Source organism: Pirellulales bacterium (assembly GCA_035499655.1).
Taxonomy (GTDB): Bacteria; Planctomycetota; Planctomycetia; order Pirellulales; family JADZDJ01; genus DATJYL01.
The window spans coordinates 1-22606 of sequence record DATJYL010000216.1 but is presented as its reverse complement, the minus strand read 5'-3'; the positions used below and the strand labels follow the sequence as shown (position 1 = coordinate 22606).

General features: G+C 57.3%; 17 protein-coding genes. 8 read left to right on the top strand and 9 right to left on the bottom strand.

Annotated features, from left to right (window positions below):
* Positions 1-270: 270 nt before the first annotated feature.
* Together VMJ32_16840 and VMJ32_16835 are read left to right on the top strand one after the other, a co-directional pair.
* Complete coding sequence (locus tag VMJ32_16840; protein ID HTQ40692.1) at positions 271-1014, top strand: hypothetical protein; 744 nt, start codon at positions 271-273, stop codon at positions 1012-1014.
* A 333-nt stretch (positions 1015-1347) separates the two neighbouring features.
* Complete coding sequence (locus VMJ32_16835; protein HTQ40691.1) at positions 1348-1959, top strand: hypothetical protein; 612 nt, start codon at positions 1348-1350, stop codon at positions 1957-1959.
* Between the two features lie 186 nt (positions 1960-2145).
* Here VMJ32_16835 and VMJ32_16830 read toward each other — a convergent pair whose 3' ends face one another.
* A complete protein-coding gene (locus tag VMJ32_16830; GenBank protein ID HTQ40690.1) occupies positions 2146-3474 on the bottom strand; it encodes a hypothetical protein in 1329 nt (442 codons plus the stop codon).
* Between the two features lie 343 nt (positions 3475-3817).
* Between VMJ32_16830 and VMJ32_16825 the strand changes: the two genes are divergently transcribed.
* From VMJ32_16825 to VMJ32_16815, 3 genes are all read left to right on the top strand, one after another.
* Positions 3818-5152, top strand: a complete 1335-nt coding sequence (locus VMJ32_16825; protein ID HTQ40689.1) for a TIGR00300 family protein — start codon at positions 3818-3820, stop codon at positions 5150-5152.
* A gap of 50 nt (positions 5153-5202) precedes the next feature.
* Positions 5203-6036, top strand: a complete 834-nt coding sequence (locus VMJ32_16820) for an arginine deiminase-related protein (GenBank protein HTQ40688.1) — start codon at positions 5203-5205, stop codon at positions 6034-6036.
* Positions 6037-6214: 178 nt separating this feature from the next.
* On the top strand, positions 6215-8071 hold the full coding sequence (locus tag VMJ32_16815) for a chloride channel protein (GenBank protein ID HTQ40687.1): 1857 nt from the start codon (positions 6215-6217) through the stop codon (positions 8069-8071).
* A 79-nt stretch (positions 8072-8150) separates the two neighbouring features.
* On the opposite strand, the gene VMJ32_16810 is transcribed toward VMJ32_16815, so the two are convergent.
* The 7 genes from VMJ32_16810 to VMJ32_16780 form a co-directional block, all read right to left on the bottom strand.
* Positions 8151-9902 (bottom strand): polymorphic toxin-type HINT domain-containing protein, encoded by a 1752-nt coding sequence (locus tag VMJ32_16810; protein HTQ40686.1) that lies wholly within the window; start codon positions 9900-9902, stop codon positions 8151-8153.
* A 518-nt stretch (positions 9903-10420) separates the two neighbouring features.
* On the bottom strand, positions 10421-11194 hold the full coding sequence (locus tag VMJ32_16805) for an AMP nucleosidase (protein HTQ40685.1): 774 nt from the start codon (positions 11192-11194) through the stop codon (positions 10421-10423).
* 75 nt (positions 11195-11269) lie between these two features.
* Entirely contained in the window at positions 11270-12496 is a 1227-nt protein-coding gene (locus VMJ32_16800) for a C45 family peptidase (protein ID HTQ40684.1), read from the bottom strand.
* A gap of 151 nt (positions 12497-12647) precedes the next feature.
* Positions 12648-14726, bottom strand: coding sequence for a DUF6666 family protein (locus VMJ32_16795; GenBank protein ID HTQ40683.1), 2079 nt, complete (start codon positions 14724-14726; stop codon positions 12648-12650).
* A 440-nt stretch (positions 14727-15166) separates the two neighbouring features.
* Positions 15167-16309 (bottom strand): PLP-dependent aspartate aminotransferase family protein, encoded by a 1143-nt coding sequence (locus tag VMJ32_16790; GenBank protein HTQ40682.1) that lies wholly within the window; start codon positions 16307-16309, stop codon positions 15167-15169.
* A 3-nt stretch (positions 16310-16312) separates the two neighbouring features.
* The gene (locus VMJ32_16785) at positions 16313-17638 is read right to left on the bottom strand and encodes a PLP-dependent aspartate aminotransferase family protein (protein HTQ40681.1); all 1326 of its coding nucleotides are present in this window, start codon (positions 17636-17638) and stop codon (positions 16313-16315) included.
* A 510-nt stretch (positions 17639-18148) separates the two neighbouring features.
* The gene (locus tag VMJ32_16780) at positions 18149-18595 is read right to left on the bottom strand and encodes a hypothetical protein (GenBank protein ID HTQ40680.1); all 447 of its coding nucleotides are present in this window, start codon (positions 18593-18595) and stop codon (positions 18149-18151) included.
* 207 nt (positions 18596-18802) lie between these two features.
* Here VMJ32_16780 and VMJ32_16775 point away from each other — a divergent pair, with 207 nt between their 5' ends.
* Positions 18803-19996, top strand: a complete 1194-nt coding sequence (locus VMJ32_16775; GenBank protein ID HTQ40679.1) for a galactokinase family protein — start codon at positions 18803-18805, stop codon at positions 19994-19996.
* Positions 19997-20052: 56 nt separating this feature from the next.
* Here the strand turns inward: VMJ32_16775 and VMJ32_16770 are convergent, their stop codons facing one another.
* Complete coding sequence (locus tag VMJ32_16770) at positions 20053-21201, bottom strand: hypothetical protein (GenBank protein HTQ40678.1); 1149 nt, start codon at positions 21199-21201, stop codon at positions 20053-20055.
* Between the two features lie 425 nt (positions 21202-21626).
* On the opposite strand from VMJ32_16770, the gene VMJ32_16765 reads away from it, so the two are divergent.
* Positions 21627-22304 (top strand): carbonic anhydrase, encoded by a 678-nt coding sequence (locus VMJ32_16765; GenBank protein HTQ40677.1) that lies wholly within the window; start codon positions 21627-21629, stop codon positions 22302-22304.
* Between the two features lie 65 nt (positions 22305-22369).
* Positions 22370-22606 (top strand): hypothetical protein (locus tag VMJ32_16760; protein ID HTQ40676.1); only part of this gene is annotated, 237 nt, incomplete at its 3' end.

The window sequence follows — 22606 nt, the reverse complement described above, 5'->3', positions numbered from 1 at the left end:
ATTGAATGAACACCTGGACAGTATAGCGGCGGTCGGCGGCCTGTAAAGCCGCCGGATCGGAAAGCAGAAGATTTTTGGCGGCGGCGCAACCCCCGGCGTCCGGCAGCGATCAGAACGCCTTTGACAGCGTCCGGCGGTACAATTTATACTGAACGCTGCAATCTGATACTGATTTACCGCTAAGTAATACAGACCGCCATCGAGTTCTCGACCACCGCCGCTCCTCGCCCATGGAAGTTCTCATCTCGTGCATCCAGGAGCAACTTCGCGATGACTAAATACGCTGCTTTGGCCGATGATTTCTACATCAACATGAATCTCAGCACGGAGATGGAGCTCCCTCAGCAGCGCGAAACGGTGCTCCATTATTTCGAGCGGATTCAAAAAAAATATCCCACCATGCGGAAGTTTTATTGCCGCGATAAGCGCGATTTTGTCCTGGAGGAAGACAAGGACCGCTCCCAATATCGCTGGGCCACCGTGGAACCGCGACGGCTGTGCTCCGGCCAGGTAAATCCGGCCTCCGTGGAAGAGGCGCTGGAGCAACATCGGCTGGTACTGGAGATGGCGCCCTTCATGCTGTCGGTCAGTCCCCTGGATTGCGAGGCGCTGGACCTATTGTTTGGCTTCGATTTCACTTACCGGGGCAACCACAACCAGTTGGTGGCGGAAGCCCTGGGGGTCTGTCCAGCCATGGAACGGCTGCAGGAACTCCCCGGCGGGAGCGTGATTAATTTCGAACCCTCGCTAACATTGTCCTTGGATGAAGGATGCCGCACCCAAGTGCGCGTTAGCGTGGAAAACCGCACCAATGCTTTTCAAATTCGCACCGGCGAATATCCTGAGGAACAACTCAGCGTTTACGTCACCGCCCGGCAGTACGGCAGCTTGGAGCCGGACCTGACGTTTGTGCAAGTGGTCGATAACTTGGCCCGCGTCTGCCAGGATGTGGTCGATCAGTACGTGGTCGAAAGCGTGCTGCGTCCGTTGCAACGGACGATCGCCCTCCGTTGAACAAGTTGGTGAATTCGTGCGCCCCGGGTGTGTGGGGGCCGGCGAATGGATCAAATAATCACCAACCCCCTCATTTGGTACGTTTTAATTTTGCCGCAGCCGGCGCGCAATTATATCGATTGTGCAACCTCTATTGCCGGACGGTTTCGCACCGGATGTTTTCCGTCCATTTCCCCCGCATCCCGTAAGTAGCAACCACGGCCTGACGCCCGCCAGCAAGCTACGTTGTATGTGGGGGACGTGCGCCACCAGCCGACCGAAAATTGAGACGTGCTCTTCGGTCACTTCCAGCTGTCATGGGCCGTCCCAGCGCAATCGAGGGAGGAAATTCCAATGCGTATTCGCAAACGATTATTTGTGGACCGCAAAGTGCAAGGCGCGCTGATGTTGCGCGCCGTCGAGTACTGGTTTTGTTGCGTGCTGACCATCGCCTTGGCGCTGTTGGCCTGGAGCCTGCTCACCGGACCGGACCAGCCGTTGTATCAATTCTTCCTCGATGCGTGGCGGTTTTTCTTGCCCACTGCGGTCGTCTCCTTGCTGATTTTGCCGCTGCTGGTTTACGACATTATGAAACTGAGCAACAGGTTCACCGGCCCCGTCTATCGTTTACGGCGTGAACTGCGGCGGCTGGCGGCGGGTGAAAACGTATCCCTCCTCCGCTTCCGTGACGAAGATTACTGGTTCGAACTGGCCGATGAATTCAACGCCGTCGCCCAGCGCATGGAAATGTTCGCCGAAAGGACCGAAACTGGACGCACCCCCGCAGACCACAGCAATCGCGCCGGCGCCCACGATAATTTGTACGTCTCACAACTGGGGGCCGACCAGCGCGCCGATGTCAGCCTGTTGCCGGACGAATCGAGCGATTCGTTGCAGGATGAGTTTCCCTTGCGCGATCGGTTGCGCGAACTCCCCCGATCCGATCCGAAGCACGCCCAATTCTGATGCAGGCTCGTCGCCCAATCGGGAAGTGTTGTGGCGGCCGGGCAGCAGGTCTCTCTCACCGCAAACCGTTGGATGCCCGGGATCAAGCGCCGCTGTTGGTTCCGCAGGCGCTCGATAGGCCGAACCCCGGAATGGTGCTGCTGAATACCCTTTTCAGTCGCCGCCGCTGCAGACGGCAATCGTGCCTCACCGACGCCGGCCCCCACGGCCTCGGCCACCACGGCCGTGCCCGCCCCGCGGGCCCCGCGAGTTGTGCGACCCGTGATGCGATCCGTGGCTCGGCGCATGGGAGCGGGTTTGCAAGTTCCCCTCGATAATCATGCCGATTGCCTCTTTCCAGGTGACGATGTCGCGCACCGAAGTTTTTCCGACGTGATTTTCATCCCCATCGGAAAGGCCTTCCTCGTCGTGGTCGTCCATTTCATCCCCACCGCCGGCCGGCTCCCGTGAAAGCTCTTCGTCGGGATGAACAGATTCGGCGTCGTGCGGCCCCTCATGTAGGTTGTCGACGGAAGCGAAATCACCCCCAGGCATCTCAATGTCGGCGGTTAATTCTTCCTCAGACACCAATTCCAGAAACGGAAGATCGTGGTCCTCCGGCCGTTCGGAATCTCCTGCCGCACTGCGTGGACGTTGTTCGTCACGGTCGCGCCCACCGCGCCCTCGTCGACGGCGGCGACGACGCCTTTGCGACTGCTCGTCCCGGGTATGCTGCAGATTTGCATCGCCTGATTCACCGGCCGGCGATGCAGGGCCCTCCGTAGCTTCTTGATCAAGCGGACGATCGGCATGCGGCTCACGCTCGTGATAACCTCGATCATCGTACGGCTCGCGGCCAGGGTATTGCCCGCCCGTCCGATTCCCACCTCCTTCACTCCTTCGATGACCGCTCGCTCGGCCGCCGCTTCGATCGCCACTCGCTCGATCACTACCGCCACGATCGCCACCTCGATCTCGACCGCCGCGGCCCCGACCTCCACGGCCCCGACGACGCTTGCTTGGACGGAAACTGCGCTCTTCGTCCCCTTGTGGACGTTCTCGAGAACTGCTGCCCTCGGTTGGCTCGTCATAGTAAACGGGCTTAGTATCGTCGAAATCTTTGCGCACCTGTTGTTCGTCGGCCTCGTCACGCCAGTGTTCTCGTGCGGCAGGCCGGTTGACCTGTTCTTCGTCGTAATCCTCGCCATACGATTCTTTCTCGCGGCGACCTTGGTCACGTTCTGCTTGCGGCGGCAAAGCACTAGGCGGCGGGAAACCAAGTAATTCCGCTACGGGGTCATGCGGCGTCGTTTCCGATTCCGGCGGCGCTTCGACACCCAACTCTCCGGCCAAAGCATTCCAATCGGGTTTCATTTTTTTCGGCGGCGCTGCTTGGTGGGCGGAAGTCGACGCTGCCCGCTGTGGCGGCGCCTTCGCCGGACTGGACGCCGGCGGAGGAGCGGCGCTTTCGTCGCCGGGCTGAACTCCCAGTTCGTCGGCTAACGACCGCCAGGGATCGTTCGGATTGTCGCTCATAGAGGTTCCTGTAGTGCAATCTGCCGCTGAAGCTTCCCAAAAAAGCATGGGAGCCGCGGCCTTGTATTTTGAATGGGTTATGGTGGTGGCGAGGCATTGTTGCCTGCACATGTCAGTATAAGGCCAGTGCCGCAAGCTGGGAAGATGGGCTGCCCGCCGCTGGCACGCACTTCGCGATTGGAATCGCTGGAATGCTCGGCAATCTCGCTAAGTGGATGGCGCAATTGTTCGATTGGACAAAATCGACGTACAATTGCATGCCATTCTTGATCGCCTCCGAACACTCACCACCTACTTCACTGCTGGCCACCGAACTCCGATCGCTGACCTCTCCGGGCACTGCATGAATCATCAATCCACTCGAACCGCCGCTGCAACTGCCGCTCACCCGAAATGCGTGGAAGAAGTGGAGGTCCGCGGACACATTATCGACAGCCTGCTGCTGCCAAAAATTTTGGACGTCATTATGGCCGGCGGCGGCGCTTTCCAGATCAAAAATATCGTCATCGGCCAAAGCCGCACCGATGCCAGCTACGCACTGTTGGAAGTGCAAGCGCCGAACGCGGATACCCTCTCGCAAATTCTGGGGCAAATCGCCGATCACGGAGCAGTCCCCACCGCGCTCCACGATGCCCGGCTGGAGCCGGCCGATATCGATGGTGCATTCCCCGAGGGCTTTTACAGCACCACCAATCAACGGACCGAAGTCCGCCTGGGCGGACACTGGATTCCCGTAGCCGATCAAGAAATGGACTGCGGCATTGTGATCGAACCGGCCGCTGCATTATCTTCTGCGCCGGCTCGCGCCGCATCTTCAACAGCAGCGAGAAAAATAGCCACCGCCCGCTGCATCGCCATGACCGATGTCCGCCGCGAAATGTCGCTGGTCGTGGGCCACGCCGGCGTGCGCGTGTTTCCCGAAGAGCGAAAATTGGAGCGGCATTCGTTCGAATTCATGAACAGCGCCGTCTCTACAGAAAAGCCCAAAGGCGTCGCCATTCGGCAAATCGCCCAGGAAATGTTCCACACCCGACAAACCGGCGGCAAATCGCTGCTCGTGGGCGGCCCGGCCATCATTCACACCGGCAGTGGGCCCTATGTGTGCGAGCTAATTCGCCGCGGCTACATTCACAAACTGTTCGCCGGCAACGCGCTGGCCACGCACGACATCGAGCAATCGCTGTTCGGCACCAGCCTGGGCGTCCATCTGGAACGGGGCGACTTGGCCGAAGCCGGGCACGAGCATCATTTGCGCGCCATCAACCGCATCCGCCGCGCCGGCGGCATCCGCCAAGCGGTGGAGCAGGGGGTCTTGCGCACCGGCATTATGTATGAGTGCGTGAAGCACGGCGTTGATTTTCTTCTCGCCGGCAGCATCCGCGACGACGGCCCGCTCCCCGAAGTCATTACCGATTCACTGGAAGCGCAGCGGCAAATGCGGGAAAAAATCCGCGACCTTTCCTTCTGCCTGATGATTGCCACCACGTTGCACTCCGTGGCCGTGGGCAATTTGCTGCCGGCCTGGGTGAAAGTCGTCTGCGTCGACATCAATCCCTCGACGGTCATCAAACTTAGCGACCGCGGCTCGTTCCAAACCGTCGGCCTCGTCACCGATGTCGAACCCTTTCTCCGCGCCCTGGTGGAAGATTTGGAAATCATGGAAAAATCGACGTCGTGAATGACATTCCCTAACTCTCGCTTGGAACCACACGCTCCGCCATTACCTCCATGCCTCGCATCCTCATGTGTCCGCCTGACTTCTATGGGATCGAGTACGAAATCAATCCCTGGATGAGCCGCCAACGGCAAAGCGACAAGCTGGCGGCTGTGGGGCAATGGGCGGCGCTTAAAAAATTGCTGGAGCAGGCCGGCGCCACCATCGAATTGCTCCCGCCGCAGTCCGGCTTGCCCGATTTGGTGTTCACCGCCAATGCGGCGCTCGTTTACCGCAACACCGCCGTCATGGCCCGCTTCCGTCATCCGGAACGCCAGGGCGAAGTGCCGTACGACGAAGCCTGGCTCCGCGAGCACGGCTTCGAAATCCGCCACGTCCCCGAAGATTTGCACTTCGAAGGGGCCGGCGACGCGCTGTTCTGCGGCGACACGCTCTTCGCCGGCTATCGCATTCGCAGCCATGCCCGCGGTCATCAACAAATTGGCCAGATGTTAAATTGCCGTGTGATTCCGCTCGAGCTGGTCGATCCGTACTACTATCATCTCGACACCTGTTTTTGCCCGCTTTCGCCAACGCAGGCAATTTATTTTTCCCCCGCCTTTGACGATTACGGCCGCGCCGCGTTGCAGGCCCACATTCCCGAACTCATCGAAGTGCAGCCCGACGAAGCACGCCGCTTCGCTTGCAATGCCGTCGTGGTCGGCCGCACGGTCACCACCAACACTGGTTGCCCGCAATTGCACGCCGCCCTGCGCGAGCGCGGCTTCACGCCGCAGGATACGCTGCTCGACGAATTTGTGAAAGCCGGCGGCAGCGCCAAATGCCTCACCTTGCGGCTCGATGGCGAAGAAGCGGCAGGCTGGAAAAAAATTGATGAATTTTGCTGACAAAATCAGGAAAATTGCCACGAAAATTGCGCACTTTTTGTTCTGAATGAAACAGTTCAACTTGCACGAAAGCAATTACCATGCTCTGATTTCATGATCGGATGCGATTGGCACAACTTGTTGAGAACGCAACTTGGAGGTGGACACGGTGGACATGGCGGGTGACAACAATTCCCACGTGAACAGACCGGACGGTGTGGTTATTTCACCTTCGCCTGGGTTGGATGTGCTCGCGGAATCGGTCCAGGCTCCCCCCCGCGTGGCCCCGCTGGATCGTCGAGTCATCTGGCTGTGCGCTGTCGCCGTCGGCATCGGCGTGGCCGGTGCGGTCATTGCGAAAGTGCTCATCCACCTGATCGATTTCATCACCAACCTGGCCTTCTACGGCCGCTTCTCGCTCGACGCCGTCGACGCTTGGGACAATCACCTGGGACTGTTTGTCATTTTTATCCCCGTGATCGGCGGTTTAATCATCGGGCTGATGGCTCGTTACGGGTCCAAAGCGATACAGGGCCACGGCATTCCCGAAGCCATCGAAACGGTGCTCACCAACCGCAGCCGCATTCCCGCGCGGGTGACTTTGCTAAAACCAATGTCGGCCGCCATTTCGATGGGTACCGGCGGTCCGTTCGGAGCAGAAGGCCCCATTATCGCCACCGGCGGGGCGTTGGGATCATTGGTCGGACAGTTTTTCCGCACCACCCCAGCCGAACGCAAAACTTTGCTTGCCGCAGGGGCCGCTGCCGGCGTTTCGGCCATCTTCGGTTGCCCCGTCGCGGCCGTCATGTTGGCAATCGAGCTGCTGTTGTTCGAGTTTCGTCCGCGCTCCATTATTCCCGTGGCGCTGGCCAGCGTATCGGCTGCCGGCATGCGCGCGATTTTAATTACCACCCATACGGCCTTCTCCATGCCCGACGTTGACGAGCCACACTTACGGGCGATGATGTTTTATGTGGCGCTAGGCGCATTGATGGGCGTGGTTGCCGCCGGAGTCACGCGCGGTGTATATGCCATCGAAAGGGCCTTCGAACGCCTCCCCATTCACTGGATGTGGTGTCCGGCCATTGGCGCCGTGGCTGTCGGCGTCATCGGTTTTTTTGTGCCGCACACGCTCGGAGTCGGCTACAGCAACATTTCAAATCTCATCTCCGATAAATGGGCCCTCAATACCGTCGCCATTTTGTGCGTCATGAAACTGATTTCCTGGACCATTTCCGTCGGCAGCGGCACTTCCGGCGGAACGCTAGCGCCGTTGTTCACCATCGGCGCCGGGCTTGGGCAGTTAGTGGGCGCGCTGGCCGCGTGGATCATGCCCTCCGCGGGGGTCGATCTGCGAATTGCCGCCGTCGTCGGCATGGCTTCGCTGTTTGCCGGCGCCGCACGGGCTCTCTTAACTTCCACCGTCATGGCTTTTGAAACCACGCTGCAGCCGTTCAGCCTGGTGCCGCTGTTAGGCGGCTGCGCCGCCAGCTACTTGGTGGCCTCGCTCTTGACCAAGCACTCGTTGATGACCGAAAAAGTTACCCGCCGCGGTGTGGCCGCTCCCTCCGAATTCACCCCCGATTTGCTCCAACAAGTCCTGGTGCGTGACGTGGCCGCGAAAAAAGTCATCGCGCTGCGGGACACCCAAACCGTCAAAGAAGTTCGGGCTTGGATGGCCGCCGATGGCCCCGACTCCAAGCATCAAGGCTTTCCCATTGTCGAATCCGGCGGAGTGCTGTTGGGCGTGTTGACCCGGCGTGATATTTTGGAATCACAATCGCCCGACAGTAACACGCTCAAAGACATTCTCACCCGGCTCCCCAAATTTGTGTACGAAGATACCACTGTCCGCCAGGCCGCCGATCACATGGCGCGGCACAACATTGGCCGCCTGCCGGTGCTGAATCACGAAAAACCGCCGAAAATCGTCGGCATGCTGACTCGCAGTGATATTCTTTCCGTCTACCGCCGCGAGTTGGACGAAAGCGCCCGTGAAGCCCCCACGCTCAAAGTCCCCCGCCTCGGCCGCCGCAAATCCAAGCGAAAAACCTGACTCCTGCGACGCCAATCTTCTGCCTTCTTCCGCCCCCTTTCTGCCTTCTGCTTTCTGCTTTCTGCCTTCCACCCGCCGCTCACTTCCCTTCCGCCAGGCCCGGCACAGTGGCCAGCGTCGGCCCGCGCAGCAAATTATCATGCACCAGCAATTTCGCGCCGCTCACAAAATAATCGTGAAAATCGGCCACCACCAGGTTGTAGCATACGGCGTCCTCGCTCGGCTCGGCACTGTCGATCTGCGCCATGCCCTGCGCCGTGTGCAACCACTGGCCCGCCTTCAATTCCTTGGCCATTTGCCAGCCAATGCCGTCCACCCAAAACGGATGCCCGCGCGTGGAGCGAATTTCCATCTCGCCCAATTTCGTTTCAATCACCGGGCTGGCCGGCCGAATGGTCGTGCCAATCACCGGCTTGTATGCCAACTCGCCGGTTTCGGTATTTTGCGCCAGTACCAACTCGCCGACTTTGATGTTTTCAATCTGCATCGGCCCGCTCATCGTCCACACCCCAGTCCCCGCAGGAAAACAGGAACAAGAATTGCTAAACCTAACTGGCGTAACATTAGGTTTTTGAGGCGGTTCGTAATATTCATTCTCGTCGACCAACCACCACTTCCACCAATCTGTCGGATTGTCACCCAAGTGCTGATCGGTGGTCGTCTGAAGCACGTTGGCAAGTACTGCGTTCAAATGGTCCATTTGCTCATTGCTCATCAATGGGATAAAACCATCACTAGTATAAAATGCTCGGTGACTAGGAACTACGTGTACCACAGGTGCTTGTGCGACTAAGACACCACTCCATATTGATGCCGGAGCGATATAGTTTTCCGATGGACCTTCCTGCTCTGCAAGTACTACGTAATTGGCACCGAGCGGATTACCGCTGCGCAAATTCGTCTCCACTCGAATCGGCGCCTGCATTGCACCCAATAGAATCGGCACATATGCGTACTCGGAACGCTTCCTCAGAGCATACGCTGCAGCGCGGGACACATCCTCATAAGGCGAAAATACCGCAAACCGCACTAGCGATTCGGTCGCCGCTTGTTGCGGCATCGCCGCCAGGCAATCAATCACCGCCTTGCCAATTTCCGGGCTGCTATTATTGGCGAACGTTCCCTCCAAGCTCGGAATCGATACCGGGTCCCGCACGGCCCGAATTTGCTTCGCCACGTCATCCACGCTCTTCGGCTTGTCGCGCAATTGTTGCTGCCACGCCGCCGCCTGTTGTTTCCACTGCTTCGATTCCGCAAACGACTGGCGAACTTGGGCTTTAATTTGATCGAGTTGCGCCGCCGACACCAATGCGTTTCGGAAACACACCAACCCCAGCTTCGCAATCGCTTCCTCATTATTCGGTTGCAACTGCAGCGCGAACATCAAGTGCGCACGTTGCTGTTCTTTCAACCCCGCCTTTTCGCACCACGCGGCCAGCGCCAGTTGATCGTCCACCGTTTGGCCCGCCTGATCGCGCCGCTGGCGATATTCGTCCAGCTTGGCCGAATGCGCATCGTGCTTGGCCGCATCGTCGACCGAAACCCACGCATTGTCCGATTTCAGCTCGCCGCTCTGCCAGTGCGCCGGCGCATAATCGGGCGCAATCGCCAGCGCCTGTTTCAATAGCGCGTCGCGCTCCGCCGGCTTGCCCGCTGCTTCCGCTTGCAGCGCCTGCTCGACCAACTTCGCCGCCTGATCGGCTTTTGCATTCGCCGCCGGCGGCTGCGCCGCTGGAGCTTCGGCGAAAGCAATTGCCGCCCCTAACAGAAGCGCCGTCAATGGCGCCAGAAAACTAACCGTTCGAGCGTGGCCCTGGAATGTGGTCCGCATGGTTGCCTCTCTGCCGGAGACCGGCGTTACGCAATGCGGCGAAGAAAAGTTGCCTGCGTGATTCCTCTGTTCAAAACATAATCGTCCCCAACCGCCCAAAGTTTACCAAATGGGGGGCGGATTGTCATCTAAATTTTTGGCAAACGAAATAGTCCCAGAAAAATCAACCATCATTCCATGCGACGCGACAAGTCTGCGGCCTGCACTCAGATCGTTGTGGAAAAACCGAGAAAACGGTCGAAAACCGCCGGAAACGAAGGCAAAAACGGTGAAAAACCGCGGCACAACATTTTTTCTATAAAAATGATTCGCCGAATTTCGAATTGCCAAAGAACGGTTACGACTGCTGGCTAAAGCTAAACCGTTGCATTTGATGCCGCTTTGCGCCGAAAAATCGTGTACCCATACGCTTGTACAGTATACGACCACTGGACGCATCACGCAAGCCAAAATTGAGCCAGCGATCCGGCGACACCATCGCCACTTCAGCTGACCACTAGACACCGGACCAGCAACCCTCAATACCGAAAGTGTTTGATCTTTTCGCCGCTGGTGCCGATTTCGGTCATTGCTTCAATGCCCAAGTTGAGATGGATGTCGGACCAGTTTTCGGTCACGACGCGGTCCGATTCCTCGGTTTTAATTCCCTCCGGGGTAAAGGGTGTGTCGGAAACCAACAACAGCGCCCCCCGGGCAATTTCGTTATGATGGCCGACGATGAAAATGGTGGCCGTTTCCATGTCGATGCCGATGCAGGTCATCCGTTTCAGGCGGGCCAGAAAGTCGGTGTCGTGTTCCCACAGCCGGCGGTTGGTGGTGTAGATGACGCCGGTGCGGTATTCCATTCCGCGGGCCACGATTTTTTCTGAAATAAATTTATGCAGCTTGAACGAGGGGAGGGCGGGCACTTCGGGCGGAAAGTAATCGTCGCTGGTGCCGTCGCCCCGGATGGCGGCAATCGGCAAAATGAAATGGCCGATTTCCGTGGAAGTTTTCAGCCCGCCGCACTTGCCCAAAAATAGCACGCCTTTGGGATGCCTGGCCGACAGTAAATCCATGATCGTGGCCGCGTTGGCCGAACCAATGCCGAAATTGATGATGGACAGGCCGGCGGAATTGGTGGCCGCCTGCATGGGTCGACCCTCGCCGCAAATATCGCAGTGGAATTTTTCGGCGAAGTGGCTGACGTAATAATGAAAGTTCGTCAGCAGGACGTAGTCGCCAAATTGCTCCAGCGGCATGCCCGTATAGCGCGGGAGCCAATTTTTGGCGATTTCAAGTCGATCTTTCATGGGCGGGCGCCGAAACCGAACAATTCAACGAAACCATCGCAAAGCAAAAACCATGGAGTGAATGCCGTTGAGGATTCAGTTTTCAGGATGCAAAAGCGCCGCCAGGTCGATCGTTTTGAGCGGTTGCGCGGACGACGGGGCAGGACCGAACGAAACGTGGGCCAAAAACGACGCGGGCTCAAAAATCATCGTTTGAATGGTGAACTGCTCTTGATTGGCGGAATTGAGTAGGCGCGCCACGTCGGACACGCCCAATTTGTCCAGCTCTTGGCCGTGCTGCAGTTGGTCGTACCGGCGGCATTGCGTATCGACGGCCAATTCCGGCGTGCGGAAATGATTGGTGCAAGGGCACAGACCGTGGTCGTCGTCACGGCGAGCCACCGTCTTGGGCGTGATTTCCAGCACCGCCGATTGCGTCCGATCGCACAGGGCGAGGTTGCACATCATCATCCGGTTTTGCCCGCGGAGTAGTTTTTCGGCCTCGTCGATGGTGCTGCATTCTTCCAGCAACCGGCGGAAACACATGGCCACCGGCGTGCCCGACAAATTCACTCGCGGCGCGTGATCGGCGGAATAGTTCACTTCCAACTGGGCTAAGCACAGCCCGGCATCGTTCATGCCGGAAAACACGCCCACCACGCCGGGAAACGAAATCGACACAAAGGCGTGCTTCCCCTGCGGGCGAATGACTTCAATCAAACTATATTTGTCCAGAAAACCGAACGTGGGAAAATCCAGATTGCGACCGAAAATGGGCTGGCCTGTGGCCGAACGCTGTGGCTCCACCGCCAACGAAGAGCAGGCCGGAAAGTGAGAAACTTCGTACACTACGTTGGCAAAGGCCAGCGTGTCGAAATCGACGCCTGCGGCTTGCACGAGCGATTGCATTTCGCGCCGCTGGCTTTCAGGAAACGACGGCGTCAGCAAGCGGCTGGTCTTCACCAACAAATCAGGAGCGGAACGAAACCCAAACCCGTGTGCGATTTCTTCTTTCTTGCCCAACAGCGACGTGAGCGGCGCTTTCAAAAGCGTGCCCAGCTGTTGGCCGATTTCGTCGGGAGTGCCGATGGCGGTAACCATCGGCAGACCGTCCACAAATTTCAGTTCGGCCGTGCCGCATTTACCGGGCGTATAGGGAGACTTGTCCGCAGCACAAGCGGAAGAATTTGCAATGCACAAGCCGGCAACCAAAGTTACCGCAAGCAACAGCGCACATCGAAGACATCTGAACGGTAACAAACCGGTGCGGCCGACAGCGGCGCAACGTCGGGGCGCCAAGGGGTGCATCGTGCGGACGGACATGAAGGGTGCTCCAGAGAAATACCGGCCCGACAGGGTATTACCGATATTCTAACGCCAAAGAGCCAAAGGAACAGCGGCGGTTTTGCCGCAGAGATTGATCTCTTGGCTTCGCCAGCACCGTCGGCGCCGATTATTGCGAAAAAGAGGTCGCTTAGTGCGAAATCGTGATCAAGCTGCCGTTATTGGCCACGTTAAACAGCGGTCGGTATGGACTGTAGCATTGGGCAGTGCCGCCCAGATACCACACCAGGGAAAATCCCACATTCCAAGATTCCTCGGAAAACCCGCCATTGCCGGCTCCAGCACTGGGAATGAAGTAATTGAATCCGCCATCCAGCGCCCAGCGCTTAGCCAGGGGCGCTTCAAAATCGGCGCCGAACATGCCGCCGGAGGTGGAACTCCGGTTGCCACCGGTAAAACCGCCCCAGAAACGGACATCGCCGCCGGAGCAAAACTGCCGGCGATAATAGAAGTTGTACTGATCAAGCGTCTGAAAACCTAAATCGCTGCTTACGTTTGCGGCAAACCAAAAGCCGATTTCGTTGCAACGATTCCATTGCCAGCCCAGTTGGCCGCGCAGCTGGCAAATATCGAAGCTATTGCCGAAGAAATCGTCGTGCAGCCAGTCGAATACGATGCCATCATCCCAGCCCTGGTCGCACCACGGACGATGAAACACCCCCGCGGTGAGAAACGATTGCTGTCGGGAACCGTCGATGTTTTCGAACTCGCTTTGCGTGGCTTCGTAGCCGACTTGTCCGTTGATGCCCAAATCAGGCAACAGGGGCAAACCCCAATTGACGCCTTCCTGAAAGCCGAAGCTGGAAATGAGCCCGCCATCGGCGATGTTTTTGAAATCTTGCACGCCGGCAAAAACCGTAAGGTCTTCTCCCCACCACCAATCGTTGTGGCAGCCGTTCACTTCGCCAGCCAGCCAATCGAAGGGCGCCAAAATCCAAGGTCGACCGTAGGGCGCATGTTCGCAGCAGGAGCCGCAATTGTCGCAATCGCAGCAGCCGCCACCGGAGCCACAGCCGCAATTTCCAGAGTTGCAGCAACCTCCGCCGCAGGTTGAACCAAGCCACGAACTACTGTTGCCACATCCGCCACAACCACATCCGCCGCAAGCATTGCAACTGTTGCAATATGGATTTGTGAAACCGTCGGGACTGTGGTCCATCATGGGACCGGCATCCATCGGCGATTCTGGATCCATGGTCATTGATTCCGTTCCCGGCGCCAATCCAAGACTGATCATTTCGCCCGATTCAGCCATCGGCGGCCCCGACTGCATCATCGGGCTACCCGGCGCGCCGCCGTACATCACGTGGCTGCCGGCTCGGGGTTGTTGTCCCGGACCGATTGTTTCGACCGGCACGGCAGCATCGAGATAAACCGCGTTGGGCGTAACCATGGGCTGATGCACCATGCTTGGCATGTTCGATGTGGATCGCAGTTTGGGCGCCGAACCGGGCAAGGACATCGGACCCGATACCACGGCACCCGGGGTTGCCGGGCTGTACGTGCCACTGCCGTAGGAATTATTGCTCGACATCACACTGCTGGGCGGCGTCGCTTGCAGGCTTGCCTGCATGTTCCGAGAAGGCAACGGCGGCGTGGGGGCCACATAGCGCGGCGTGCCAGTCGCTGATGCGTACTTGGGCGGTGTGTTTGCTGTTTGTTGATATCTATTCTGAACACTGTCCGATGGCTGATACTCCTGAGACTTGGCCGAGGTGTTATTGTTCGACGGCTGATGGTCGGGCGGAATGCTGCCGGCTCTTTGATAGCCGGGAGCGAAGTTATTCGTCTGCATTCGTTGGGCCGACTGCATGTTAGCCTGGGAATTGTTTTTCAGTGTGTTGTTAGACGCTGTGCCGCTCTGTTGAGAGCGCTGGGACTGCGATCCAAAGGCGCCGACGTTTCCCGACGGATTACCTCGGGGCGGTTGCTGATAACCGGGCACCGAGCCCCCGGCCCCATTTTGATCACTCTGAAAGCTCTGACCGTTGGACTGATAACCAGTCTGCACCGCAACATTGTTGCTCGAAGGCGATTTTGCGGGGTGCGACTGGTTGTAACCGTTGTTGTAATTTGGGGCAGTATTCTTCGTCGGTAAAGCCGCCGAACTCGATATCCGACTGCGTGGATCGGCAGAAGTTCCATCACTGGATGCCTGGTTGCGATAATTCGATCCTGCCCGCGGATTCACGTCATGGGTTGTTTGCACGGATTTAAGTCGTTGCGAATTCGCTGGACTATAGTCGGGAGAATTGGCGTCGCTATCGTCGGCGGAAGAAGAGTTAGGGAAGACAGACTGATTGGAATTGTTCTGGGCGCAAATTTGGCGCGCTGGCACTAGAAGAGCCACAACGCAACTCAAAATCGCCAAGTTTCCAAATGTACGAACTGCGGTACTCATATCACATACCTTAAATGCGTAAACTACCCAAACTATTCCTGTTAAGAGACATAGCAGGCGTCTTATCGGTGTTTGTCTAAGCAAAACTTCCGGAAAAGTTTTCCCGACCGGAAGAATTTAACTGTTGCGTCAAACGGCAAAGACGAGGCGATTTTATGATTTGGCGTAAACCCAGCGCAGCTAGCCGAAAGCACGGCGAAAATGGACGAGTCCCCAGGAGCGACTCGAGACGACAGACTGGGCACGATTCACGTCGCCAGGGCCTGATCAAGATCGTCGCGCAAGTCTTCGAACGCTTCCAAACCGACGGAAACACGCACCAGTCCATCGGAAATGCCGTGCGCTTTGCGATCAGCGGCATCGTAACTGGCGTGCGACATGGAAGCCGGCTGTTCGATCAGCGATTCGACAGCCCCCAAACTCACGGCCAGCTGAAACAACTTCGTCGATTCGGCCACACGCTTGGCGGCGGCGAAATTGTCGCCCAGGTCAAAGCTGAGCATGGCCCCATATCCCCCGCGCATTTGGCGCTGTGCGATGCCGTGCCCCAAATTGCTGGGCAGCCCCGGATACAACACACGTTTCACTTTCGGATGCCGGCTAAGCCACTCGGCGAGTTGTTGTGCGGTGCGACTTTGTTCGCGCACCCGCAATTCCAGCGTTTTCAATCCGCGAGAGCAAAGAAACGCCTCCCACGTTCCCATCACCGCACCGGTGGCATTTTGAATAAAGTATAGCCGGTCGAACAGCTCTTTCTCCCGGACCACCAGAGCACCGCCCAACAAATCGCTGTGGCCGCCAACGTATTTGGTGGCGGAATGCATGACGATATGGGCGCCCAATTCCAGCGGTCGGGTGAGGACCGGGGTGGCGAACGTATTGTCAACTCCCAAAAGCAGGCCGCGTCGATTGGCAATTTCGGAGCAAGCGGCGATGTCGGTGATGGAAAGCAGCGGGTTGCCGGGACTCTCGATCCACAACAGTTTGGTGTTCGGTGTCAGGGCCGCTTCCAGGGCTTTCAAATTCGTCGTGTTGACCAGCGACACGGAAATGCCGGCCCGGTTGACAATTTTATGCAATAGACGATACGTGCCACCGTAAATATCTGAACCCGCGACAATATGATCGCCGGCGGAAAGGAGCATAGTCACGCAGTGCGTTGCCGCCATCCCGGATGAAAAAGCCAAGGCGCCAGTACCGCCTTCTAAATCGGCTAGCGTGGTTTCTAAGGCTTTGCGAGTTGGATTGCCACTGCGGGTATAATCGAACTGCCCCCAGACACCGGCCCCCGGCTGCACAAAGGTGGACGAAACATGAATCGGCGGCACGACGGCGCCGGTATGTGGGTCCGGCTGGTTACCGATATGGATCGCACGGGTGCGGAAGTGCATGGTTCATCTTTCCAGCGCTTGCTTCAAATCGGCGACCAAATCTTCCGGGTTTTCGATGCCGCAGGCCACGCGGATCATATTATCAGGAATGCCAAATTGCCGGCGTTCTTCCGGGGTGCATTCGAAGTAGCTCATCACCAGCGGCTGCTCAATGAGCGATTCCACACCGCCCAGGCTGGGAGCGATGCGCGGAATTTTCACGCTATCGACGATGCGGGCAGTCTGTTGCCAATCGGCATCGCGCACCAAAAACGTCACCAAGCCGCCGAAGCCGCGCATGGTTCGTTGGGCCACCTCATAATATGGGTGCGAAGGCAGGCCGGGGTAAAAAACTTTTTCGATTCGCGGGTGGGCAGCCAAAAACTGCGCCACGGCCAGCCCGTTTTCATTATGCCGCTGCATGCGCAGCTCGAACGTTTTAAGTCCACGCTCCAACAAATAGACGTTATGCGGCGAATTGACGGCTCCGGTAATGCCGCGTAACTTGCGGACCGGTTCCAGTTTTTCGGCAGTGCCAACCAGCGCGCCGGCAAGTAAGTCGTTGTGGCCACCCAGATATTTTGTGGCGGAATGCAGTACGTAATCGATGCCCGCAACCAACGGCCGGATATTAAAGGGGGTGCCCAACGTGGCATCGATCAGCGTTTCCACGTTGTGGCGACTACCCAACTCGGCAAAACGATCCAAATCGACCACGCTCAGGTGCGGGTTCGTGGGGGATTCGCTGATCAATAATTTGGTGTGCGGCGTGATGGCGGCTTCCATCGCCGCATAATTGCAGGCAGGGACCTGGCGTGTGGTGACTCCGAAGCGGGACAGATGTTTGCTGCAAAATTCGCGACTGCGATGGTAGCATTCGTCAAAAAAAACCACTTCATCGCCGGAGTTGAGCTTGGTCAACAGCAGCGCCACCAGCGCCGACATGCCGCTGGAAAACAGCAGCGCCGATTCGCCTCCTTCCAGAGCAGCCAATTTGCGCTCCACGACGCGCTCGCTGGGATTGCCATAGCGACCGTATTCCTCGCGGGGTTGTTTTTGCTCGATGTAATTGATGACCGATTGCGTGTCGGCGAAGGTATACGTTGAAGCGACAAAAATTGGATCGGTAATCGAGTGAGCCACCTTTTGCCGATCTTCGCCGGCGTGGACCGCCAAAGTTGAAGAACCGGGCGAGGCGTCCGCGGGATTCGGTTCGGAATGAGCATTTGCAGCGGCCGGCTTCGCCGCCGGTGCGCCGTTTTTTCGGTGGTTGGGCGGGGCAGGATTGCCCGGCTTGGCCTTGGGCAAGTTTTCGGTCAGATGACTTTTGGCGTGTGGCTTGGCACTCATTTTTTTTCGCTGCGACAAACGCGCGCTCCCGTACGAAAGTGGAAAAATAATCTCACACCGGGAAGCAGCTGGACGCATCAAACAAAAAAGCCGCTCTGGGCTCAACGGGCCAAGAGCGGCTTCAGGGTTTCTGATCAAGCTAAATCGCGGCAGCGGCTCCTATGAGCCAACTGAAAACCAACCACGCGATGGCACTTTAGCAGTTCTGAAGGCTGCAAGCGGCCGCAAATCCCGATATTCAAAACTATATCTTGATCGGATGCTGATAGCAAGCCAAGGTCGTCGCCTAATTTGAATCAAAACGATGCAGTGACCCCGGCGCGCCGGGGTCCTCAGCCGTTTTACTTCGAGAAAACTGCGGGCGTCTGGGGATCCCGACGCGCCGGGACCGCTCCAATTTTCAAAAGAGGCAACGACCCGAAAATAAGTCCTGCCTGTTGGCCTGACCCATCCAATCACAGCTAAAATGCAGCAACTCCTGACAACCCTTCAAAAACGCCCAGAGCGCCGCTATTTGGCATCGTTCATCGAAGTTTTATTGGCATTGGCGGCAGCCGCATTATTCTTGGCGTCCGCGGCAGCGGCCTTTTTAGCGGATTTGGCGCTGGCCGCATCATCAAGTTGCTTGTGTTGCGCGTCGGTCAGCAAGTTGCGGATGTCGGCATCGCGCTGGGTTTCCAGATCGGACAACTGCTTGCGCAGCGATTCGATCTTCGTCTCATACGAAGCTTCAACCTTGTAGATGGATTGCTTTTGCGCATCGGTGATCCCAAGCTTTCCCCACCCGCTGGGCAAACGACCTTTGGCTTTCGCGTCGTCGGTGGCGGAAGTGGAATCTGTCGCAGCAGCGGCAGCAGGAGCCGCGGTCGCAGTGGCCGGCGCATTAGCCGTCTGCTTCGCGTCAGTCGCTTTATTCGACTGATCGTCGGCTCCACGCAAAATGACTGGAAAAGTCAAAACTAAACACAACAAAGAACCTACACAGAATCTCCTTTTCATCGTGACACCCCGTTAGAATGGATAGACTCAATTTGTAAACTTGGTCATCCGTGAGTGGGAAATGCTAACGCCAGATGAGGGGTTTTGGCAAGCACCCCACGAAATAAAAAATTGGGAAAAGTCGCGGCCGGGGGTTCGGGCTGGCGAGATCGTGGAGCTGCAATCGTGTTCGAAACGCCGACTATGGAAGCCGTTCGAAAACAGGTCGTGTCCCAGTATGGCCTGGCTCCCGCTGACGTGCGCGTGGTGGTCGCACCGTATCGCATTTGTCCCTTGGGAGCCCACGTCGATCACCAGCTGGGGCGGGTGACGGCAATGACCATCGACCGGGCGGTAAATCTAGCCTTTGCCCCATCACAAAATCATGAAATCCGAATGACCAGCTTGTCGTTTCCCGGCGAAGTACGATTTCCGCTTGACCGTGTGCCGGGCAAACAGCCGGGCGACTGGGGCAATTATGTGCGAGGTGCTGTGAAGGCCCTTTCTGAGAAGCATGCATTGCGAAAGGGGATCGTGGGTGTTACGGCCGGCTCGCTTTCGGAAGGGGGATTAAGTTCTTCCGCCGCGTTTGGCGTGGCTTGCCTGATGGCGCTCGAAGCAGTGAACGGCCTGGGTGTTTCTCGGCACGACAATATTTTACTGGATCAAAAAATTGAGAACGAGTATCTCGGTCTGCGGAACGGGATTCTCGATCAGGCGGCGATTTTACTTTCGCGCCGCGGAAAACTAACGTGTATCGACTGCCGCACCCAGCAACACGAATTATTGGCATCGGCAAAGAATATGGCGCCCTTTGCCATTTTGCTGGCATTCTCCGGATTGACCAAATCGCTTGTAACTACGGACTACAATCGCCGAGTTGACGAGTGCGCTGCGGCGGCCCGGATACTCCTAGAAGCTTTAGGGCGCCCTAGAATGCCGCCTCAATTGGGGAATATTTCGCCCGAGGAATATGCCCAGCACAAACACCACTTGAGCGGTGCAGAAAGCCGACGAGCGGAGCATTTTTTCACCGAAATTGCTCGGGTGGCACAGGGCATCAAGGCCTGGCAGGCCGGCAACTTGGTGGAATTCGGCCGATTGATGACGCAATCGTGCGCCAGCTCCATCCACAATTACGAGTGTGGCGCGCCGCCGCTGGTTACACTCTACGAACTCCTGATTTCCACTCCGGGGGTATACGGCGCACGGTTCAGCGGAGCAGGCTTTCGCGGATGCTGCGTGGCGTTGGTCGACCGTACGACGGCCGAAGATATCGCGAGGCACGTGGAGCGTAAATACAAGGAGACGATTCCAGAATTAGCGCCGCATGCCGGCGTCCTGTTATGCCAATCGGACGACGGGGCGCGGATCGTGTGACAGAAAAAAAGTGTCACAAAAAGGGTTAGGCTGTCGCTGGAGCTATCGACTTCTTCTCATCCATATCGTCCCAGCCAGGGCACCGCGGCGGCGAAACCGGCGTCAAAATCCAACAGCGATTGAAGACTCTTGAATTGGAGGGGCCGCCGATCGAACCCGGCGCGCCATAGAGCGCTTGATAACTGATACGTAACCTGTGCAAAGCGCGGGTTGGGGTACACGCCGGCGAGCAGTTCTTCGCGACTTAATTTCCCGCGCCAACGCGCGAAAGTGCTGATCACTTGCGCGTAAGAATTGGCTCGCGGATCGACCTGCTGGTCGACGCCATTGATCAGCAGCCGCTTTTTTCCCTCCAGATATTCCGCTTCGATTTCGAATGGTTGACCATCGGCGATACCTCGCGCGACACGCCGTTTGGTCCAGGGGGCGTGGCGTTTGAAATCGGTGCGCGCCGTCACAGAAGTTTCACCACACTGCAGTTGCCACACACATCGGCCATCAACCACGTAGGGATAATCTTGCGGATTTGGCGGGGAGTATGGTTCCGATTCGGCGGTGATTTTAAGACCGCCGTCCAGGGCTGCCGCCAGGCCGCCGCGCAACCGAGCAAGGAAAAATAAAATCCACGCGAGGCAATGTACCGATTCCTGGAATTGAATCGGCGTCATGCGTTTGTAGTTGCGCAAGTTGGCAATATCTTCCCGATCTTTGGAGCGCAGCATATCGAACGAATGGATGGTCACTTCGCGAAATTTTGATAAATGACCGAGAACTATTTCCGTCAACGGACTGTACAACTCCAGAAAATCGAACAACATCAGGGCCCCGCTGTGGTCGACAGCCTTGATGAGCTGCCGACCATGTTGGGGATGCTCCGGCGCGACCATTGGCTTTTCGTTCAAGATGGCCAGGGGTCCGCTGCGGCTCCGCCTAAGCAAAATATCCAATCCTCGCTGCCGCGCGTCGGGGGGCAAAGCCAGATGAAATAAATCAGCGGGCTGACGATAGAATGCTTCTTCTTCAATGATTCGGCGGTATTGATCGGTGGGTATGTCGGCGGGAGCGGGTCCTGGATCGAAAACGCTGGGCTGGAGGCCAAGCTGTTGTGACGCTTCGAGAAACTTACGACCGATGTACCCCCAAGCGCCGGCAATCGCCAGCGATTGCGGCCAAGTTTGAGACGTTTGTTGTTTATCATGAGGCATGAATTGCATCTTTATCTTTTGCCGGCGCCAGAATGGCCAGCGGTTTGAACGGCCTGTGAGCCGTAGTATGAGATGATAGGTGCTGACCGGTGTATGCACATAGAACAAATCATGAACATTTCGCCCATCATAGCAGAAGCGGGAATCGTATAGTGTGAGCCGCCGCTCATGGAGAGATTCGTAAGGTGGTGGGACAATTTGAAATTCCGACAGCCGCTTTTCCCGACTGACACAGTCGGGCTATGTTCAAATTGGCCCACTACCATTCGTAAAGGCCTCTTCGCTTTAATCTAAATTTCAGCGATAATAAATTGCCGTGCTCGTTCGTTCATGATTTTGCACACCGTGGACGGCGCTTTGGCCGGAATCAGCCTGACCGATTTGAAAATCATCCTTTCAGAAATCTTCCCGCTGAGGTATTCGCTATGGAATTGCATCGGCTGGTGGCCGGCGTCCATCAGTTTCAAAACAACGTGTTTGCCAATCAACGCAAGTTTTTCGAGCGTCTGGCGGAAACCCAGAGTCCGCCAGGCCTGTTCATTACCTGCGCGGATTCGCGGGTGAACCCCAATTTAATCACACAGACGAAGCCGGGGGAATTGTTCATTTTGCGAAACATCGGCAACATTGTTCCGCCGTTTACGCCGCATACCGCCGACGGCGCGGCAGCCGCGGCCATTGAATATGCGGCCACCCAGTTGAAGGTGGAATTCATTATTGTCTGCGGCCATTCTCGTTGCGGTGCAGTTCAAGGGTTGCTGAACCTGGACGGTTTATCGCGCATGCCAAGCGTCCGCGGCTGGCTGGCCAACGCGGAAAGCGCCCGGCGGATTGTTCAGGAAAATTACACCGAATTGCCAGAAGATGCGAAATTGAACGTCGCCGTTCAGGAAAATGTGCTGTGCCAATTGGAGAACTTGCGCACCCATCCCGCGGTGGCCGTGCGCATGGCACGGGGCGATTTGCAAATTTACGGTTGGGTGTACAAGCTAGAAACGGGTGAAGTATTCGGCTTCAGCCCGGACGCGGGCCAATTTGTTTCGCTCCGAGAGCACGCGCCTGAATCGACCACGCCGCCGCGCCTAGACATGGCGTCGATTTAAACGTCGGTGAGAAAGTGCCGAGGAGCTTCCGCCGGGGCACTTTGCACACGAGCAGCCAATTCTCGATGCTGACCAAGAATCATCCTCTCCAGCGAAAAGATGCGATTTTTTCCTGGGTAGCCGTAATCGTGCTGGGCGTCGTGTTGTGGTGGGTGTATGGTCGGGCGATGGGTTCGCCGTTGGTGTTCGATGATGCGCCCAGCGTGGAGCAGAATCCGTCGCTGGTCCGGCTGTGGCCGCTGCTGGGCGCCGACGGACAGCCTGGGCCGCTGAATCCGCCCAAGGACTTGCCCACCAGCGGC

Coding starts and splice junctions, on each gene's coding strand:
- VMJ32_16800 (HTQ40684.1), bottom strand. CDS start 12,496: ATGTCCGTCCGCACGATGCACCCCTTGGCGCCCCGACGTTGCGCCGCT.
- VMJ32_16840 (HTQ40692.1), top strand. CDS start 271: ATGACTAAATACGCTGCTTTGGCCGATGATTTCTACATCAACATGAAT.
- VMJ32_16810 (HTQ40686.1), bottom strand. CDS start 9,902: ATGCGGACCACATTCCAGGGCCACGCTCGAACGGTTAGTTTTCTGGCG.
- VMJ32_16765 (HTQ40677.1), top strand. CDS start 21,627: ATGGAATTGCATCGGCTGGTGGCCGGCGTCCATCAGTTTCAAAACAAC.
- VMJ32_16790 (HTQ40682.1), bottom strand. CDS start 16,309: ATGCACTTCCGCACCCGTGCGATCCATATCGGTAACCAGCCGGACCCA.
- VMJ32_16785 (HTQ40681.1), bottom strand. CDS start 17,638: ATGAGTGCCAAGCCACACGCCAAAAGTCATCTGACCGAAAACTTGCCC.
- VMJ32_16805 (HTQ40685.1), bottom strand. CDS start 11,194: ATGAAAGATCGACTTGAAATCGCCAAAAATTGGCTCCCGCGCTATACG.
- VMJ32_16770 (HTQ40678.1), bottom strand. CDS start 21,201: ATGCCTCATGATAAACAACAAACGTCTCAAACTTGGCCGCAATCGCTG.
- VMJ32_16835 (HTQ40691.1), top strand. CDS start 1,348: ATGCGTATTCGCAAACGATTATTTGTGGACCGCAAAGTGCAAGGCGCG.
- VMJ32_16825 (HTQ40689.1), top strand. CDS start 3,818: ATGAATCATCAATCCACTCGAACCGCCGCTGCAACTGCCGCTCACCCG.
- VMJ32_16830 (HTQ40690.1), bottom strand. CDS start 3,474: ATGAGCGACAATCCGAACGATCCCTGGCGGTCGTTAGCCGACGAACTG.
- VMJ32_16820 (HTQ40688.1), top strand. CDS start 5,203: ATGCCTCGCATCCTCATGTGTCCGCCTGACTTCTATGGGATCGAGTAC.